The organism is Actinocrispum wychmicini (assembly GCF_004345645.1).
In the GTDB taxonomy this organism is placed as follows: domain Bacteria; phylum Actinomycetota; class Actinomycetes; order Mycobacteriales; family Pseudonocardiaceae; genus Kibdelosporangium; species Kibdelosporangium wychmicini.
This window is the reverse complement of sequence record NZ_SLWS01000004.1, coordinates 70,286-89,751: the sequence shown is the minus strand read 5'-3', so window position 1 is coordinate 89,751 and position 19,466 is coordinate 70,286. Positions and strand designations below refer to the sequence as shown.

The following is a 19,466-nucleotide window of genomic DNA, read 5'->3' as shown; positions in this document are numbered from 1 at the left end:
AGGCGCGAGGCCCAAGGTCTTGCCTGAAGTACACCCCTCCGCGAGACATGCAGTTACAGCCCCTTCTCGAGCTCCGCTGGCTGACAAGTTTGCCGCGAATGCGATAGCGACAATGAAGTGCCAAATAGTACCGTACAGATGGCGTGACCATGTGCCATATTGCGGGTTGACGAACCACTGGCGAGTAATCGAGTCGTCGAGCTCACCCTTTGTAGCCACCACAGTCGGATCGGACATGCTATCTAGAAATCTATTAATGTATCTCGTAGTGTTATCCAAAAGTCCAGCTTCAGCAGCGAGGTTGCCACATTGTAGCCACCCTACTTTCACGGCGACACAGAGATCGCTCCCGCTGCATGCCGGTGCTCAGCCATAGCAACTCCGTCCCTCGGGTTATTGGTACTGCGCATCGCTCCGGAGTTCCGGAGCGAACTCCGGAGAGCAAGCCTAGGACCAGGGACAACAGTCCGAGATGCGCCGGAATTCCGGAGAATGATCAAACAGGGTCCGCGTCGGGTCACGATTTCCGCTGTTCAGGCGGCTGCCTCCTCAGGCGGCTCAACGTGTAGCGGAAGGTGCGCGATCGTGTTTCGACGTTTGCTCGATGAGATGCTGAGGCACCGGGCCCGGCGCCAGCGGGATACCCCGCCCCGGGGCCGTCCGATGGACGGCACCATGCCGATGGATCAGCAGGTGATCGCGCCGGGGCATCCAATCGCCGAGCGATGGATCACGCGTCCGGATTGCCGGTTGATCGGAGTCGTGATGCCGCACGACCAAGCAACTGCCCGGATTCTGGACGTGCTGCCCCAAGTGGAGGCCGACCCGCGAGTACAGGCGGTGTTCATCACGCCGGCGACCGGCTTCCAGTGGGCCCGCATGGAAGAATCCGCTCGAAGTCTGGGAGGGCTGTGGGTGCCGTGGCGGCAGGCACTCGAGATGCCGTTTGATCTCGTACTGGCGGCCTGTCACTGGGGCATCCAGGACCTGAGCGGCCCCGTGCTGCTGATGCCGCATGGGGTGGGCTTGGTGCGATCCCGGATCAGCCCGTGGGATGACCAGGCACCACACGACCTCTACCCAGGCAACCTCATGCGCGGAAACGAGGTGATCCCCTCCAGGTTGGCCCTGGCCCACGACGGTGAACTGGCGGCACTGGCAGAGTCCTGCCCGCAGGCCATGCCTCAAGCGATCGTGGCTGGCGATCCCTGTTTCGATCGGATGCTGGCCAGCCAGCCATACCGCCAACTCTACCGCGAGGCGTTGGGCGTGCGGGACGGCCAGCGATTGGTGGTGGTCAGCACGACGTGGTCGCCGCATTCACTGTTCGGCACCGATCCCGGCATCTTCGCCCGGCTGACCGCCGAGTTGCCGGGCAAGGACTATCGCGTCGTGGGCGTGCTGCACCCGTTCATTTGGCGCGGTCACAGCCGCCGCCAGGTCCTCGCCTGGCTCGCCAAGCCTCGCACCGCAGGCCTTCACCTCGTGCCGCCTGAGGAGGGGTGGCGGGCCGCTGTGGTCGGCGCTGACTTGGTCATGGGTGATCACGGATCGGTGACAATGTATGGGGCAGGCCTGGACCGTCCCATCCTGATGAACACCCGCTCCCTGGCCGATGTCCGCCCCGGCAGCCCTGCAGACATTCTGGCCCAGCTGGCGGCTCCGCTGCACGTGGACCGCCCCTTGCTGCCGCAGGTCGAGCGGGCCATCGCCAGCCATGTCCCCCAGCGTTACGCTCGGATCGCTGAAATGATCACCTCCCGCCCAGGACAGTCCGCAACGATCCTGCGGCAGACCATCTACAGGCTGCTGAACCTGCCCGAGCCCAGCCACGACGTCCCGGTATCCGCAGTGCCGCTTCCCAGGCTCACCCCATGACAAACCGCGTCGACCCCGGTGACCCTGCAGGAAGACGCTACACTCACCGGGGTCGCAGCGGGTCTGGACTATGCACCGACTAGCTGCTGCGGGTTATGAGGTTGTTGACGGGGCTGTGTCCGGGGTGGTCAGTGCATGCAGTCGGTCGCGGACACGCTCGGCTTTCGGGTCGCCCATCCGCTCATAGAGATCAAGAGCCTGTTCCCAATTGTGGCGCGCTCCAAGAAGGTCACCGGCCTGTTGACTGACCTCGCCGAGCCGTTCCAAGACGGCAACCCGCAACGCCGGGACCGCCGTAGCGCTGAGCACCTCCAGCCCCGCGGTCATCTCCGCGATAGCCAGGGCGAATTGGCCCTGACGCGCGTACACAGTGCCGATGCCGACGATTGCCTGTGCCCGGCAGTGGTGATCGCTGATCGAAGCCGCTGTCTCAGCAGAGCGCTGGAACGAGTCGATCGCGCTGTCCGGCTCGCCGTGATCGGACAGGGCGTAGCCGAGATAGCACTGCAACAGCGCAACCCCGCGGACCTCATGGTGCTGCTCATTGAGGTCCAGGGAACGCCGGTAGTAGCCGATCGCGTCGGCAAGGCGGCCTTGGGCGTGCGCGGCAGCGCCCAGGTTCTCCAACGCGGTGGCCTGGCTGCGCCCGTCACCCGCCTCCTCAGCTCGCTCCCACGCCTGTTGGCACCAGTGCATGGCTGTGTCCGGTTGGTTGAGTCGCAGGTAGGCCGCTGCCAATTGCACCAGCATGCGCGACTCCGCGACAAGATTCCCGCACTGGGCGGCAGCGCGTGCACCGCGCTCGCAAGCTGCCATCCACTCCGGATAGTGGCTGCGATAGAGAAAAACGCCCCACAACGCCTCGCCCAACTGCCACACCAGCTCATCCCACCCGCAACGGGCCGCGGTGTCCTGGGCGGCCAGCAGGTTGGGCAGTTCGTTCTGAAGCGCGTCCAACGCACGCGAGGTGTCGTTCGGCTGCGGGATCCGCGGAGTCGGGATCATCGCCTGCGGCAGCCGCTGGTAGCGGTCGCCAAAACGTCGTCGCAATGGGGTGATCAACGCATCCGCTGCTACTGCTTGATCGAGATACCACACCACCATCGCGCGTACCGCGTCCTGCCGCGCCCCCTGTGGCTCGTGTACCTCGACGTATCGCCGAGCGTGCAGGCGCAGCAGATCGTGAAAGCGGTAGCAGTCCTCGGCGACATCGACCAGCATACTCGACTGCACCAACACATCCAGCAGCTCGGCGGCCTGCGGCACCGGCATCCCGATGGCCGCGGCCGCGACGCCGCTGCCGAATTGCGCCCCCGGATGCAACGCCAACAACCGATACATCCGGGCGGCCGCGCCCGGTAACTCCCGGTACGACAGGTCGAAGCTTGCCTGGACGGAGACCGAGTCGTCGCTCACAGCCAAGACGTCCAACCGATGCCGCTCGTCGGCAAGCTCACTCACCAGACCGGCGAGACGACGGCGGGGCCGGCTGGTCAGCCGCGCCGCGGCAATCCGCAGCGCGATCGGCATTCCCCCGCATAGCGAGGCCAACTCTCGCGCCGCGGCTGGCTCCGCCGCCACTCGGTCGGGACCGACCGTCGCGCCTATCAGGTCCGCTGCTTCCTGCGGCTGCAACGGCCCCAGCGACACCATGACAGCTCCGTCCACCGCCAGCCCACCGAGCCGCCGTCGACTTGTCACCACCACCACGCAGTGAGCAGAGGCTGGGAGCAGCGCCCGCACCTGTCCGGCAGAGGCGGCATCGTCGAACAACAGTGCCACCGCCTTATCCGCCGTGACCGACCGAAATAACGCTGCCCGCTCCGCCGTCGCGAGCGGAATCGCGTCACCGGACATACCCATGCCCCGCAATAACCTACCGAGGATCTCACCGGGCGTAGCTGGACCTGTCGGGCCGAACGCCGACAAATCGGCGTACAGCTGACCATCGGGGAACCGGTCAGTCCTGCTGTGCAGCCACGACAACGCCAACGCGGTCTTCCCCACGCCAGCAGCCCCGGTCACCACCGCCAACATCGGCCCGCCATGGATAGCCCCGGTCGCCGATGCCTTATCTAAGGCGGCCAACTCGGATGCTCGGTTCGTGAAGTATCGCGGACTTGCAGGCAACTGTCGCGGAATCACCGGCGGGACGACCGCAGGACCTATGTGCACCCCGCCATGAACCACGCCTGCCTGCACTACCGCCCCGGCCGTCGACAGTGACACCTCGTTGCGAACTTCGACATCCCGTTTCACAGCACCACCTCCCACATGACGAACCTGACTCCACCCTGCTTCCAATCCGCCAGAAGGTGAACACTCTTCGTGTCATGACATGGTGGGCATTGACGGCGTGGCCTCCTGACCTGCGGCATCACGCAATAGAGATTCCAGACGGCGGCCATGTCGATAACTGGCATCGGTAGCCCCGTCCGGACCTCACTGAGTGCTGCATTTGCACACGGCGAGGTGCTGGCTGTCAACGGCATGCAGTGCCGTTGCTAGTCCGAGCCCAGCTCCCGGGCCAACTCAGAGGCACTGTCAATCCCCCGGAATCGTGGAGACGGTCTTATGCCACTTTGGCTCTGACCTGTGCTTCCCCTAATGACATCCGAACGGCCACGGTGACCGAAAGATGTCTGTGCTTCCCCTGACCGTGCGAGAGGTCCCCCACGAGATCGACGCCGAGGCCAGCATGGTCGTTCCCGAGTGGGTGGTGGCCTGGCAGGCCAGGTGGACGACTGTCGTGTCCGGGAGCTGTGGAGCCCTGCTGATAGAGCGGCGCCCGCGGCGTGTCGGGTCACCACCTGCACCCTTGATCAACGAGGTTGATGTTCGTGGTTGCAGCCCGTTCGCACGGTCGACACCTCGCTCAACGAGAGCCCGCGAGCTCTGGCGTGCAGACCGGAACCGTGCGGATCGCTGAGATCGCGAACGGCTCAATCGGAGGGAAGGCCATGAGCCTCATCATTAGGGCGCCGCGCGTCCTCATCAGGGGCAGTGACCAGCATAGATACCCCAACGAACGGAGATCGGCACGTGACCGCACGGCCCCGCGCATTCTGCGGCCTGGACTGGAGAGAAGGGCACCACGACGTCGCCATGGTTGACCAGGACGGCAAGCTCATCGCCAAACGACGCATCACCGACGACGCGCAGGGCTTCACCGAACTGCTGGATCTGCTGGCCGAGGCTGGCGACAGCGCCGAGACCCCCATCCCGGTGGTCCTCGAGACCTCGCGCGGGCTGATGGTGGCCGCGCTGCGGGCCACCGGCCGTGCGATCTATGCGCTGACTCTGGCCGGGTCGAACAGCCAGGTCTTGCACCTCCCTCGTTTCACCGGCGGCTCATGGCGCACCGCCCACTCATGCAGCTGATCGAGCGTCACACCGAACCTAATCATCAGCACCCATGTACACTTACCACGATCTGGAGCCGCACTCGCCGCTCCTCCAGGAGAGGCGACCACTTTACCTCGCGGTAAGGTGCAGACTTCTCCCCCAGGGTCGTCCATAAAGGATGGTGACCAGCGGGAACAGAGAATCACCTGCACAACATGCGTCCGTTAAGGACAGTTGAGATCATCTGACGACAGGACAAGTACGTCCACCGCTCCAGTTTCGCTCCTGCTCCTGCACTTCTGTGGTTCACCAACAGCACTGAAGCGGAACGGCTCGCCACACTATCGATCGATCGCTGCAGCGTCACCTTTGCAAGCCTGACCCCGTTCCCTTGACCCCCGGCCAGGCCGGACGCGTCGCGACACGCGGCGGGATCGTCTGGGGCGGAGTTCTTCACAGTACTGCATGCCACTTGACATGCGTTAGTTTCGCCATTCACGGGCTGGCTCAGTTGCCGTTCTGAGCTCCATATAGGAACCGGCTCGGTGCGCCATGCCAGAAGATGGCCAGGTCATCACGAGCACGAGTGGCCGCAACGAATAGCAGCGACCGATCGCGTCGAAACTCTCGCGCGTACCGGGTAGGATCGGTCTTGCGCCGCCTATCGATGGCCGCTCGGGGCAGCAGATCATCTGAAGCACCCGCGATGATCATCCGTTGGAACTCCAGTCCCTTGAAACGGTGCATCGTTCCAATGTGGACACCTTCCCGCCCCTTCGGACCATCGGGCGTGATCTCGACGGTTTGCACCGCCGCTGCGGCCAGCCGCGCAGCGACTCGATCCACCAGATCCTTCGTCGGCACGCACACTGCAATCGCCTCCAGCGGCGTACCGCTGGTGACCCATTCCTCCACCTGCGCGGCTATGCCGTCCAGTTCAGCAGTCAGCGTGTCGAATCCACGCACCGTAGGTACAGCGCCGCGCAGCACGGACCGGTATCCAGCAAGGCTGTCGACACCGCCGTCGAGGTCGTCGTAGCTCTCTTCACTCAGCAACCTCAGCGCTGAGCCGAGAATCTGTTTGGTGGTCCGATAATTGAGAGTCAGACGGGCCGAGCGGCCCCGAATATTGATGCCGAGGCTGCCCAGGGACACCACATTGTCGTAGATCCGTTGGTGGGTGTCACCGACGCAAAAGATATCGTTGCGCGAGCCTTCAGCGACCATCGCGCGCAGCATCTTCCAGTGCGCGGCGTGCAGGTCCTGCGCCTCGTCCACGACGACATGCAGGTAGCGATAACCGCGGCCCCCGACACTGAGCTCGCCTGCGGCGATCCGGGCGGCGCGTTCCGCCTCGATCCGCGCAGCCTGTGCCGCGGTCGCAGCGTGAGTGGTCCAGCCGTTGTCATCCATGCGCTTGGCGAATCGCTCCGCCAACTGCCACACACTCATGCGTTCGGATCGAGTCAACGGGCGGCCGCGTCCGGCTCGGCGAGCCCGCGCGTATTCCGTGAATGACCCCAGTGCCTGGCCAAGAATCACGTGCGACCACTCGTCAGCGAGGAACTCCCCATCCCAGCCCGTGTCGCCCATCTCCGCAAGCAGTGCACGCCACTCATCAATGGCCTGGTGATCAGTTAGGACGACCCGCTGACGACCCGATCGCTCGACGTTGTCCACAACCTTGCGAGCCAGCTTGTCGATGTTGACCACATCAACGCGGTCAGCGACGTCCTTGCCGGCCAGTTCGACCAGCTTGGCCCTAAGGTCGGTAGCCAGGTTGCGGGTATAGGTGGTGAGCAAGATCCGTTTCTCACCATCGTCGGGCAGCTGCGACACCAGGTGCGCGACCCGGTGTAGGGCGACGATGGTCTTGCCTGTGCCTGGGCCGCCACTGACCCTCGCCGGTCCGCTGTAGTCGCGGGCAACGAGTTTGCGTTGAGTGGGGTGCAGGAAGACCTTCCATCGATCGAAGTCGCCTTGTAGCACCGCTTTCAACTGTTCGTCGTCGGTGGTGACCTGGGTGGCTGGGCGAGCCAACGCCTCCACGAGGTTGTCTCGATCCACCGGCCAGTCAGCGGCCTGCGGTTCAACGATCTCGGCGCGCACCTGGTCTACGGACTTGCCGTCGTGCAGAGCGAGCAGGACTTCACCGGTGAGCTGTGGGGCGTACTCGATCAGGCCGAGCAGCTCCTCCTCACTCGTTAACTTAGCGACGATCGGTACCAGTGTTTCGGCAACGCCCAGCTCGACTAGCTGCTTCGCGCTGTAGGCACCGAACAGCGACGGAGTCCCTGTCTCCGGTGGCCGCCGTTCGTTGATGCTGTTCTCGACCGCGAGTACGTCGACGAACTCGATGCCACCGGTCACTGCGTTGACCTCGCACGCGAATCGCTCCGCATACTTCTCCAGGTCGTCGTAGGACTCGCGGCGATGAGCAACGGTCAGCAGTAGCCAGACGTTGTCCTTGACCTTCGCCAGGATGGCCCGGTAGTCGTCCTTGACCCGAGCGGAGAACAGCTTGGAACCCCGGAGCTGTTTGAGTTGCAACCCGGGAGAATCCGGTTCACGCCGGAACTTGCCCTGGAAGTCCCAGACCGCGCCCTTCACATTGCGCTCGAGCTTGGAGATTTCCTTCTCGGCCTTCTCCAGCATGCGCAGGGTGACCGGCATGCTGTTCCGCGTGCTCAACGCAGGTCCTCCTTCGAATCCGCCACGATCCGTCGCACCAAGCCGTCAACCGACCAGTCCTTGGCGAGGCGGGTTTCCCATCCCGCACTGACGTAGGCGGCGTCACGACGGCGCTGTTCGTCCGGCGCCCTGTGCTGAACGAGATCGACCACGACGCCGACCTTCCGGTCAGGCCAAGCGAGTTCGGCTTGCCAGCCTTCACCACCCAGTTCGAAGCCGACGGTGGGCGCGGGTACTCCGCGGGCTGCCAGTGCACGGGCCAGGACGACTAGCTCCGGCTCGTCGGGATCGAGCAACTCCAGTGCTCCCCGCCAGCTGACGTCGACGGGCACCGACGGCGCTGGATCCGGATCGACAACCGGCGTTGTGCCGTGCTCCGCGGCCCGTAGGGCCAGGAAGGCTCCGGTGCCGCCGCTGGCCGCCAACAGCGCGGGGTCGACGAGGTCGATGTCGGTGACGGCGAGCTGCATGCCGTCCCCGCTGTCAGAGCCGAGGAACTGCAGCACGTCACCCCAGCGCAGCCACGCGGCCCAACGCCGCCGATGGGCCTCCTGGTCGGCCTCGATGGTGCCGGTGCGATCGTCGAGCACGGTGAACCCGCTGAGCACCGGCGCTGTCGGGTCACGCCGATCGACGGCGACGACAACCCGGCAGCCCATGCCGTCCACGTGTCGAATCACAGTGATCATGCCTTCGACCGATGCGGGCACCGCCTCGCCATGAAGCGCGGCACGGAGCCGCTCCGGCGCGCCATCGGAATTGGTGGTGACAAGTTCCCGCCGGCTGGGCTCGTGCGCCAGCAGTCCGGTCAGCACGGCTTCCGCGCTCAATCGCCACCGATCGGCGTCGGGATCGCCAAGGAAAGCTAGCAGCGTCTGCATCGGGTTGGTCCAGATGAGCTCATCGAGTTCCTCCCCACGTCCACCGAGCTGTTGATAGCGCTGCCGGGCGACGTGTTGTGCCGAGCCCAGGTATGGCTGCCAGGCATGATCGGCGTGGTGGTCACCGGCCAGGTTGGTCACGTCGTCCCAGGTCAATTGAAAGACGAACATCCCGTCGGCCCGCAATCGCATCCGCTTGCGCGCGTCTGCGGCAATCCGGTTCTTGTCGATGCTGGCGTGGTAGCGGTACCCGTCGAGGTACACCGCGATACGCAGCGGCGGCCCATCGAGCCGGGAGAACATCACGTCAGGGATCTGGTCTTCAAAGTTGTGCTGGAGCTCGACCTGCCAATGGGTGACACGGGTGCGATCCGGCGAGTCGACCCGGAGATCCAGCATCTCCTTGCCGTCCACCTCTGTCACCGGCCCCAGGCTGCCGGGTGTCCGCGGGTTGTTGCACCAGGCGCGCAGCCCCTCGACGAACTGGTTCTCCAGCTCGCTGTCAACCTGCCTCGACAACGGGATCGCCGCGGCATCAGCGACATCGCGAACCACAAAGGCCGCGCCGTCCGGACCGAGCAGGTCATCGAGCATGCGCAGGGCTTCAGACCGGCTCACCAAGGGATGTTCCTCGGCTGGCACGTGGGCCAACAGGCACCGATGGCACGCGGGCTTGCCCTGCTCGACGCACACGCAGCTGTTGATCACAGTGCGGGCGACCTCCAGCACCTCGTGAAACGCCTGCGGCGTGGCCAGGCGGTGCAGGTAGCCAGTGCCCCCTGGCAAGCTGTCGTAGAGCACCAGGAACCTGCGTCGTTCTCCGGTTTCCTGGTCGGGCATCGACGCCTTGGTGACCTTGAGGTGCTCGGGATTGCCTCGGTAGTGGGCGGCGATACCTGCCCGAAGCGCCGCGGCGAATGAGGTTCGGCGCTCGTCCACCATGATCGTGACCGCCGGTAGCAGGATGCGGATGGCCTCGGTGGCCAGCTCGTGCACGAGGATGAGCCGCTCGTCGAAGCCGGCCTTCGGATTGCGTTTGCGTGGGCACCACGGGCGGTGGGGGTTGTCGCTGATCGACGTGGCGGCAAGCTGGCCGGGGTCCTCGGGAGTCGCGTACCCGCATTTCGGACACACCCCGAATCCGGTGATGCGGACCTGCTCGCCGGCCACCGATCCGGTTGGCTGGACGTCGAAACGCTGCCGGCCGAGATTGAACTGCCTGATCACGGCCCGACGAGTGAAGTCCACACCGAATGTGATGCTCTCGTGTCGCCATGCCCCCGGCGCGAGGTGCCTGGTTTCGATGTCCACCGCCGGAGCGACCTCGTAGTACATCCGATCGCGGTCATCGGAGTCATCGCTGACCCGGACGTCCTCGCGGCGGTCCCTGGCGACGACTCGCTGGGGCGCCAGGACCTTGTGCACGCTGCCTTGATCGGCGATGGCACTGCTGTGACAACGCTGGCAGGGGCTGGTGTCCTCGGTTGCGCGATGGGTTCGCACGTGCCCGCAGTCCGGGCACAGCCGCCACACCTGCCACAGTGGCCGGGCTTCGGAACCGACATCCAATCCAGTGATCTTGTGCTTGTATCCATTGACATAGAACGTGTTGCCGGGAGCGAGTTCGGTCAGCGCGAGCTCACCGGCTCGGTCGTACTCGCGCAACTCGCTGTGGTAGCTCGTCTGATCGGCCTCGCTCACCTGCTGCCACGTCAGCGTCGCTTCCAGCTTGGTTCTACTGTCGATCAGGGAGTAGTTGGGCAGGAGGCCAAGTTCGACCAAGGTGCTGTGCGCGTCGGCGCGCACACCGATGTCGTTGACGCGGCGTCTGATCTGGGCTCGCTCAGCATTGAGTTCCCGTTGCAACTGGGCATGTTCGGAGTCCTGTGCGACCAGGCCGGACATCGCTTCCTCAATGGACCGCAGTGTCGCCCGCAGGTCATCCATTCGGCGGGTGAAGCTCGCCCCGGCATCGGCGACCTTCTTTTTCAAGCCGGTGGTGGCGAACTCACGCAGCGCACTGTGCGCCTGGTGGCCCACTTCGTCATCGGGGTGGAGTGGGAAGAGTGCGAGGAACCCGGCGACGAGTTCATCGGCCCGTTCGACGGCCGCGGTCACCAGCTCGGCGAGCCAACCCGAATCGCCGAACAACTGGGAGGTCCGCCTCGGCATCGGCAGAACTCCGGGCAGCCTTCCCCGCGCCGCGGAGTCCACCAGATGGGCAAGGTACTGGCGGTGCAGGATCTCCACCGCGGCTAGGTAGCAGCCGGGCGGGGTGATGCTGCCGGCGATCATCTCGAGGGGGTCGGCGAGGTAGTACAGGTCACGGGGTCGGCGCCCGATCAAGGTGAGCAGCAGCGCATTGCCGGTCCGACGACCGGCGCGGCCAACGCGCTGCACGTAGTTCGCAGGCCGTCGGGGTAGCGAGGCCAAGATCACCGCGGACAGGTCGCCGATGTCGATGCCCAGCTCCAGGGTTGGCGTCGCCGACAGGACATTGGGGTCTGTGTAGGCGGCGCGAGTCCGGAACCCCTCCTCGACCCGTTCCCGCTGGCCCCGAGACAGCATGCCGGTGTGTTCCGCGGCAACCACTTGGTAGGGCCCGGCATTGCGGTACAGCTGTCGGTAGTAGTCGATCTGGAAGTCCCGTCCCGCGCGAGTGCCGGCCGACCGCAAGGTACCGGTGCATCGGAATCGCGGACACGGCTTGTCATGCCAGACAAGCTCGTTGCCAGGAAACAGCGGCTGGTAGCGGTGACATCCATCGCAGACGAGCACCGCGTCGGCGAGCAGGTCGTCAGAGATCAGCTGAACGTGAAGATGACCTGGGAGCAGGCCGAACACGCGGTCGTCATGCTCGGTGGTGTGCGCCGCGATCACCCCCGCGCCGGCGAGTGCGGGCAGCAACTCGGCGAAGTAAGCCGGAGCCGTGGCCCTCGGGATCCCGAGACACCGGATCGCCCAATCGACGTACCAACTACCAGGCGCACCCCCGAAGTCGAACCCACTCCTGCCTCGTGCCTGCTGAAGTAGGAACGTCGGCGCCGACACGCCTTTGGGAAATGCAGGCATCCCCGGGCTGCGCCCGCCCCAGATGAGCCAGCGTCGCACACCGCCATTGTGAATGTACCTGTCGAGCCAGTGGTGCTTGATCGCTCCCGAGGTGCGCAGCCGCTGAAGTAACCCGTGCACGAAGGTGAGGTAGCGATCGAGGTCCGGCAGCGGAGTTGCCGGGGCGAGGACGATCTGCCCGGCCAACCCCTGGTGGATATCCTTGGCCAGGCCAGCTATCCGATGGGGTTCCGGGATCGCGACCTCGATCGCGGCGGTACGGGTCAGTTCCAGGGTGCGGCCTTGGCGGGAACGCAGGCCGAACTCGCAGATCGCCGCGAAGGCCAACCGCTCGCCGATCAGCTCCCAGGTGGCGGGCGACACCGGGGCGCCGGAAAGCAGCTCGTGGACACCGGGCTGGCTGTGCAGGTCGGGCGGCACAACCGCGGCCAGCGTCTGTGCTTCGGTGGCCGCGCCAAGCAGGTCGGCAAGCAGGTCGTTGAGCGCCTTCGGGGCGTCCTCCCTGATCTGGCTGGTGAGCAGGGCACGCAGCGAGAAGGTGTACGCGCGGTCAGCGACGAACCCCGCGCGGTGTGCGGCGTCCTGCACGGAGTCGTTGAACAGCAACGTCTTACGCTCGCCGGCTGCCAGTTCACCGCCGGTGAACAGTTCGGTGATCGCGACGGATGCCAGCGTCGCCAAGCCGGCGCCGAGGAACAGGATGCCGTTCTTCATCCCACATGCGGGGCAGACTCCGTCCGCGGCGGCTTCGTCGGCTGCTTGGTCCGTGCGCATGTCGGCCAGTATCGGAGCGCCGACAAAACCAGCCGGAGTGAGGTCGCGGACCGGGTCGATGGGGCGGAGTCGGTCGCCGTTGGGGTCGAGCACGTACACCGATGTGTCGGCGCCAACATGGGCCAATTCGGCCTCGGTCGCGTACATCAGGGGGCGTTGCCGCCTCCGGTCGGTCGTGAAATTCGCCCGATAGATCCGGTCCAGCTTGGTGATCAGCTCGGTTGGGTTGGCTTCCGGCGAGATGGCCATCCACCCTGAGCGGCCGCAGTGGCGGCAGTACACGGCGGGGAGATAGCGACCTGGCTGCCGGACGACCATAGTGCGGGCCTCGTCGTCATCACCCACGGCGTACACGGTGTTGCCGCCGGAATCAGGCTCCGGTCGGTCATCTGACCACAGGAATGCAGGGGTACCGCTGACTTCACGCAAGAGCCGGGTAACGGCCCTAACCCAAAGGTGGGCCTCGACATTGACCAGCGGTCGCTGCGGGTTGCGGGCATCGCGTGCATGCGAGAGCAGTGCTACGAATCGTGCCAGGGCGGTCGCCGCGGCCCTGGGATGAGTGCGCACGGCGGCACCCCAGGCGTACACGCCGTTACGCGGCAAGCGGGCAAGCATTTCGTCGAGGTCGGCGGGTCGTTCGGACAGCACCGCCAGCACCGCCGACGTGAGGATGTGTCGGCGCAACCGGGCGCCCAACTCGGCGGGGTCCGTGATCGGCTCGCCCAGCACGGCAACACTGATCTGTTCCAGTGCCGCTGGATCGTCTGCGGGGTCAGGCAGAGCGGCGAGCTCCTGCGGACTGGGCACCGGGAGGTGGTAGTCCATCTCCTTGTCAGGGACGAACTCCTCAACAGTCAGTCGATCCTCACCGATGACGGCAGCGTCGGTGAATGGAGTGCCGAACACCTGACCCGCCACGGACAGCAGTTGGGTTCGCGCGTCAAGATCGGTGGCGTCGTTGCTGGCAAGAGTGGCGGAGGTCGCGACCGGGCAGATGCTGCCCAGTGGGCGACCCGGCTCGGAAACACCCAGGGCGGCGGCCAGGCGGCGCAGCAGCATGGCGACATCGGTCCCCTGCGCGCCGTCGTACGTGTGGAACTCGTCAACCACAACGTATGCCGGGGCGGCGTCTTCCCATAGCCGTAGGTCGTCCTCGCGTTGCAGCAACAGGTCGAGCATCTTGTAGTTGGTGATCAGGATGTCCGGCCGCGCCCGTCGGATCTCGCTGCGCCCGGTGAGCACTTTGGGGAACTCGGTCTCCGAGGTGTCACCGATGTAGAGGCCCGCGGTGACTCCGGCGAGCGCCGGATCCTGCAAGCTGTCGCCGATGCGCAGCGCCTGGTCGGTGGCAAGCGCGTTCATCGGGTACAGCAGGATCGCTTTGACGCCGGCCTGCCCGTTGCGGCGGGCACGTGCGCAGTGGTCGAGAATTGGGATCAGGAACGACTCAGTCTTGCCCGAGCCTGTACCCGTGGTGATCAGCGTTGGCTGGGCAGGACCTCGTCGTGTGGACAGCCGCTTGAACGCCTCGGCCTGGTGCCGGTACGGCGTGAACCCCGGTGGAAACCAGTCCAAGTGCTTGCGCCAGCCGCTATCGGCTTCCCGGAACGGAGTGCGGATACGCAGGTAGGGGCCGCGGAAGATGCCGTCGGTCGGATCGGTGAAGAACCGTTCCAGCGCCGCGCGGGTCGTGTCGTCGTCGAGCGCGAAGGTTGTGGTCAGGTACTGTGTGATGTTGCGCCGCAGTTCGTCGGCAGCAAGCGTTGGCCTCATCGAGATTCCTCCAACCGCTTGCTGAACACCGCGTGAGCCAGCTGCATCTCAGCGACCCGGTCCGCCTTGTAGAACGGCGGCCTGTACCCCGTCGGCGGCGGCTCACTGTCCTCCAGGTACGCCATCAACTGCTGGTAGTGCTCCTTGGTTTGACCGTGGCCGAAGGTGTTCCAGTTTCCAGCAATCTTTCTACCGTCAGCGTCGAACCACGTGACATCTTCGTAGTCGGACAGAATCGGGTAGCGAGACCGGTAGATCGCCTCCAAATGATTCGCGGTCAGCCCCAGCCATACTGCAACCAGTGCGTCAACCTCAACCAATGCGGCTCGACGCTCCCGCTCGGTACGCAATGGAGTGTTCGAACCCCATTCACCGGTCACCTTGCCTAGCGGCGCCAACCCTGGCCAGGTGGCCGCCCATTGCTCATTCGGCCAGGCGATGTCGAACAGCTCTGTCCACAATGGAGCATAGGCCGCAGTCAGGCAGTTCAACCGTAGCGTTCTAAGTAGCAGCCCTGAAGCCAGGACATGGTCGGCACTCGAAGCAGGCATGAACCGTGCCGCACCCGGTTGCAAGTCCTTCGTTGCCGTGGCCCGCAACAGATAGTCCAACGGCATTGCTGCCCAGAACCCGGCGGTTAGCGCAGTCTCCCGATTATCCGACAACGCCATGGAGTGCACTGCATGGACATGAGCTGGGCCCGGCGGGATTAATGCGGCAAAAAGGCTACGATCTGTATCGTCCGCGATTCTGCGACGCCAAGCCACACGATAGAAGTCAGTATACGGTCGCTTGGATAGCTCCCGAAGGTGGGCCTCGATCTGCTCATCCGTAACCTCTGCCAGCAGGAGATCATATTGCTCAGCCACAGCGAACCGAGCCTTCTCGACCGCCTGCGCTGAAGCCAACAGCTCGGCGAGCGCTCGATGATCCACCCAACGATCTTGAGCTATCGCAGCCCCGTCAGGTTGCTCGATGCAGCGATAGCTCGTGCCCGGCACCGCATCGACAGGGAGCTCGGTCAAGTCTTGCGGACGTGCACCCGTTCCCGTGTTCGGCGGCTGCTTGAAAAACGGCGTCGCAACACCGAGTTGTGGGCCTTTGAGGATCACATCCGACCAGTCGTCCGACTGACCGATCCACCATTCAATCAGGCCATCCTTCTTTGCATTCGCCTCGTCATAACCACGACTTATCCTCGGCTCCACATCGGCTAGCCTGCACCCGAATCCGCCCAGTGTGACGATCGCCTCATCCTCTGACCGACTGACCGGATACAGCAACTTGGCCTGTTCAACCGGAATACCCGTCTCGCCGGTGAGTCTCGCCCATGCCGACAACATCTCACGATCGACGTTAATGACCCGGCTTCGGTGCGCCTGGACATCCCATGCACCGTCAACCCGAACGCCCACCAACCGATCTTCGCTCTTAGTATCAGCAGCGAGCGAGTCGGTGAGAACGGACGCTCCGAAGAGCCAACTAAGGTGCGAGAATCCAATCTTCTTCGATCTACCGTAGACGTGTAGTCCAAAATGTGAGCTCCGATTTACCGGCGGAGGGAAGAACCTGTTTCCTGCATTGACAAAGTCACCGTGCACACGCAATCGCGCGTAAGCCTCCGCGCGAAGTCGACGTTCCTTGTCGCCACCGAAGTGGGTATCTGGATGTAGCAGCCCAGCGGTGCCACATAGACCAAGGTTAGCCCATGTGCGGATCATGAAGGCTCGATAGAGGTCTGGCTGGGTTCCAACAAGCAACTCGTAGGTTGCCGGCGACCCAAGGTATTCAGCGAGACCAACCTGACTTGCCAGTTCACTGAGGAAGAACTGCTGTGCGCGTACCTCATAAAGCACCGCAGATTTACGATCCCTCCACGCGCTCGCAGCAGGATTTTCGGCAAGCTTGAACCAAGGGTCCAGCTCCGCGAGTACGGTGTTTTCCTCCCAGCGCGGCCGGACCCAAGGTGGATTCCCAAGCTGCAGGTCGAAGCCGCCGGCCTTGAAGATGTGGGCGAAGTCGAGTTCCCAGTGGAAGAACCCGTGCCGCTCGGCGAGGTCCTCCACCGTGCTCAACCATGGGAACCGTTGGGGCAAAAGGAACTCGTTGTCCATGCCCATCTGGCTTGGCAGGTCGTGCTCCAGTTCGTCAAGCTCACGCAGGGTCGTGATATCGCTGTACAGGTGCCCTTCGCCGAGATCGCTGGTACCCAGCAGGGCTTCGGCGAATTCCAGCCAGTCATCGAGGCCAGAGAGCGGAACCACTGGACGACGACGAACCTTGGGTGCGCGAGGCTGCTTGAACGGACGTGCCTCGACTTCGCTCGCCTCGCCGAACAGCGACTCCTGCATCAAGGGCAGCAGGCTCGTCTGTTCAGCAAACGGCACCGGCACAGGTGCCTCAGCGGGCTCGGTGAGCTCGGCCGATTCAGTCTGTTCGGCCACCTGCCGCGAATCCGGGTAGATCGAAGCGGTGCCGTTCAGCAGACCTGCTTGGTGCACTGGCCAGAACCACAGCGCACACCAGGTGTTCATCAGCGTCTTCAGTCGCCAGTATGGCGTTCCCTCAGCATGCAGGTCGTCGTAGACTTCCTGCCGGTCCACCGCCTCGTGCGGATGGTCCAGCTCTTCGGCGCCCCACACGTCGATCCGGCGACTGATCTCACGCTCGGAGATCTCCAGTCGTTGGATCACCAAGTCCCACAGGAACTCTGTCCTTCGGGCCAAGGCCTGCAGGCGTTGGGTCTGCTTGCCCTTCTTCGGTTTGTGATGGATCCTCTTACGCCAAGCCGCAAGTTGGGCGACAGCTTCAGGTGCGAGCGCGCGGGCTTCCTTCTCGCCTGCCACAGCGCCCCAGCCAATCGCCGGCAGCAAAAACTGATGCACCGCACGATCGGGGAGAGCGCCGTCCCGGAACGGAAGGTCGGTCGGAGGCAGCGTGTCCTTCGACCGTAGCCAGTCGCCATGCGGAAGTTGTTCGGCGGAGTAATAGCGTCGGCTGGCGCCGATCAGCGAGTTTCCTCGTCGCAAATGCAGGCCGAACCAGGGCGCGGCCAGACCAGGGTGCATGACGTTCAGCCACAGCGACACTTCGGCCAACTCGACGGCGGTCTCATTGAGATCGACACCGTAGCCGTTGTGCAGCGCGATATATGCCTTGACCTGTCGGAGCCTGGTATCGTACTCCTCCAGCGGAATGTCCTCGTCGAGTTCCTCCTTCTTCCGCCGAAGGTACTCAGTGGCGACCTGGTTGATCGCCTCGTTGAGGAACGCACCCGAGCCGAGCGCCGGCTCACAGATCCGCCAGCGCAGCAGGTCGTTTGCCTTGACGGGTACCGGGTTCTCCTCGATCCGCTGCTTCAGCGCGAGCTGCACGGTGACCTTGGTCAGCGATTCGGGCGTGTAGTAGGAGGCACTGGTCTGACGATCGCGGCCGGCCAGTCGGTACACAAAGGACCCTGCCGGGTAGCGGACCCGCCGCTTGTCACCAGTCTCATCATCGTCACGAGTGACGAAGACGTTGTCCTGAAACTGATCGGCCTTGGCCGCCGGAATCATCCAGCCACCACCCGAGGGGTCGCCACCCTTGGCAACCTCGTACAACTCCTCGGCGGCGATGAATCCCGTGTAGGACATCAGCCCCTCGTATACAGCGCCGAGCTGGTTGATGCCGAGCTGGGCGTAGGAGATGAAGCCGCCGCGCTCCTTTTTCTTGCCACGCACGATCATCAACAGATGCAACACCTGGTGCAGGGTCTCGTTGCGCAGCCGCGTGTCGATGTACTCGGGCACCGCTTCGGGTTGGTCCTCGTCCCAGTCCGGGTGCTTCACGACGCCGATCAACGTGATCCGCTCGGGCCCAAACAGATCAGAGTTCAGCGGCTCGAACCGGATTCCTTCGTCAGCGCTGGTCGAGCCCTCGCCCATCAAGCGCGGCCGGTAGCCCTTGTTGACCCGACTGAACAGCAGGTCGAGCGACTCATAGAGGTGGAAGCCGGTACACGCGGCCTCATCGACAAGTGGATGCGTGACGAGCTCGCCGAGCCGCGCCATGCCGTACCCCTCGGCGTACTCCGGATAGTCGGCGGGCAACACGCCCAGCTCTGGCCGCGCCTCGGCATACAGCAGAAACAAGATCCGGTACAGGTAGCGCAGTGACTCCCGGGTCAACGTACGGGCCAGTGCTCGCACGTCGTCAAGCTGCTCAGGTTGGACGTTCGCGTCCCGGATCCGGTCGAGCACCTCGTTGGCGATCAGCTCCACCGAGCGCTGCAGACCCGTGCGTAGGTCATCGCTCACGCCGACGGCATGTTTCTGCGCGGCGTCAACCAGCGAAGAGAGCGGGTTCTCGCCGCTGTCTGGGGAGTGCAGCGCCTCAGCGGAGAACAGCGCCGCAATGATGTCGAGCTCGCCGGCCAGCGAGGTGTCGTTGCGCCCCAGTGCGGTGTCGAGGTTCGCCGCGAGGTACCGGCCCTCGCTCCAGGCATGGCGATCGGCCAAGATCACGATCGCGCCGACCAGGATCAACACGTATCGGGGTGGCTTCTCCGTACCGAACAGAAACGATGCCAGATCGGCACCGGTCGCCAGTTCCTTGCCCGAACTCAAGGAGATCAGCTGCGGCAATCGTCCGGCGCCAGCAGAGTCTAATGCGGCGTCGAGATCGGTTGCCCAGCCGCATGCGATGACGACTACGTCCCGCTCGTGATGCAGCACCGCCACCTCGTGCTCGGCGCCGCTGTGCTCCACCGTGATGGTCATCGGCTCTGTCACGGCGTCGAACCCCAGGCTGGCCAGCACTTTCTCGCAGTGCAGCTCGTCCAGCGCGCTGCGCCAACTCGGAGAGAACGGTCCTGAACCCTGGTCAAGTTGTGCGCGAGCAGCGAAGAACGGCTGCCGCAGCGCTCGCAGCTGCGTACGCGGGGAAGGCTCCCCTGCCTTCTCCCGCTTCGCCCAGGCCGGCAACCTGTCGCTCTTGAGCGTCTTGGGCATGACCTCGGCTAGGTAGTGCGCCGAAACGTACTCCCCGACGTTGAACAGCGAGTCCATG

The 19,466-nt window shown here is 64.4% G+C and carries 6 protein-coding genes; 2 read left to right on the top strand and 4 right to left on the bottom strand.

Translation table 11 applies throughout. The features are described from left to right. The first annotated feature begins 663 nt into the window (after window positions 1-663). Entirely contained in the window at window positions 664-1,878 is a 1,215-nt protein-coding gene (locus tag EV192_RS18565) for a hypothetical protein (RefSeq protein ID WP_132116991.1), read from the top strand. 93 nt (window positions 1,879-1,971) lie between these two features. Here EV192_RS18565 and EV192_RS18560 read toward each other — a convergent pair whose 3' ends face one another. Then, window positions 1,972-4,137, bottom strand: coding sequence for a tetratricopeptide repeat protein (locus EV192_RS18560; RefSeq protein ID WP_132116989.1), 2,166 nt, complete (start codon window positions 4,135-4,137; stop codon window positions 1,972-1,974). Window positions 4,138-4,920: 783 nt separating this feature from the next. Between EV192_RS18560 and EV192_RS55845 the strand changes: the two genes are divergently transcribed. Beyond that, complete coding sequence (locus EV192_RS55845) at window positions 4,921-5,259, top strand: IS110 family transposase (protein ID WP_132116987.1); 339 nt, start codon at window positions 4,921-4,923, stop codon at window positions 5,257-5,259. Between the two features lie 471 nt (window positions 5,260-5,730). Here the strand turns inward: EV192_RS55845 and EV192_RS18550 are convergent, their stop codons facing one another. The 3 genes from EV192_RS18550 to EV192_RS18540 are packed head-to-tail and all read right to left on the bottom strand — an operon-like array spanning window position 5,731 to window position 19,465. After that, window positions 5,731-7,914: a UvrD-helicase domain-containing protein gene (locus tag EV192_RS18550; protein ID WP_243726928.1), complete on the bottom strand. Its 2,184-nt coding sequence runs from the start codon at window positions 7,912-7,914 to the stop codon at window positions 5,731-5,733. Next, window positions 7,911-14,417: a DEAD/DEAH box helicase gene (locus tag EV192_RS18545; RefSeq protein ID WP_132116985.1), complete on the bottom strand. Its 6,507-nt coding sequence runs from the start codon at window positions 14,415-14,417 to the stop codon at window positions 7,911-7,913. Before EV192_RS18545 ends, EV192_RS18550 begins: the two co-directional genes overlap by 4 nt. Next, window positions 14,414-19,465: a DNA methyltransferase family protein gene (locus tag EV192_RS18540; RefSeq protein ID WP_243726983.1), complete on the bottom strand. Its 5,052-nt coding sequence runs from the start codon at window positions 19,463-19,465 to the stop codon at window positions 14,414-14,416. Before EV192_RS18540 ends, EV192_RS18545 begins: the two co-directional genes overlap by 4 nt. Between the last annotated feature and the right edge of the window lies 1 nt (window position 19,466).

Bases quoted from the DNA above. Each gene is read 5' to 3' on its own strand.
- EV192_RS18565 (WP_132116991.1), top strand. From the start codon at position 664: ATGGACGGCACCATGCCGATGGATCAGCAGGTGATCGCGCCGGGGCAT.
- EV192_RS18545 (WP_132116985.1), bottom strand. From the start codon at position 14,417: ATGAGGCCAACGCTTGCTGCCGACGAACTGCGGCGCAACATCACACAG.
- EV192_RS18540 (WP_243726983.1), bottom strand. From the start codon at position 19,465: ATGGACTCGCTGTTCAACGTCGGGGAGTACGTTTCGGCGCACTACCTA.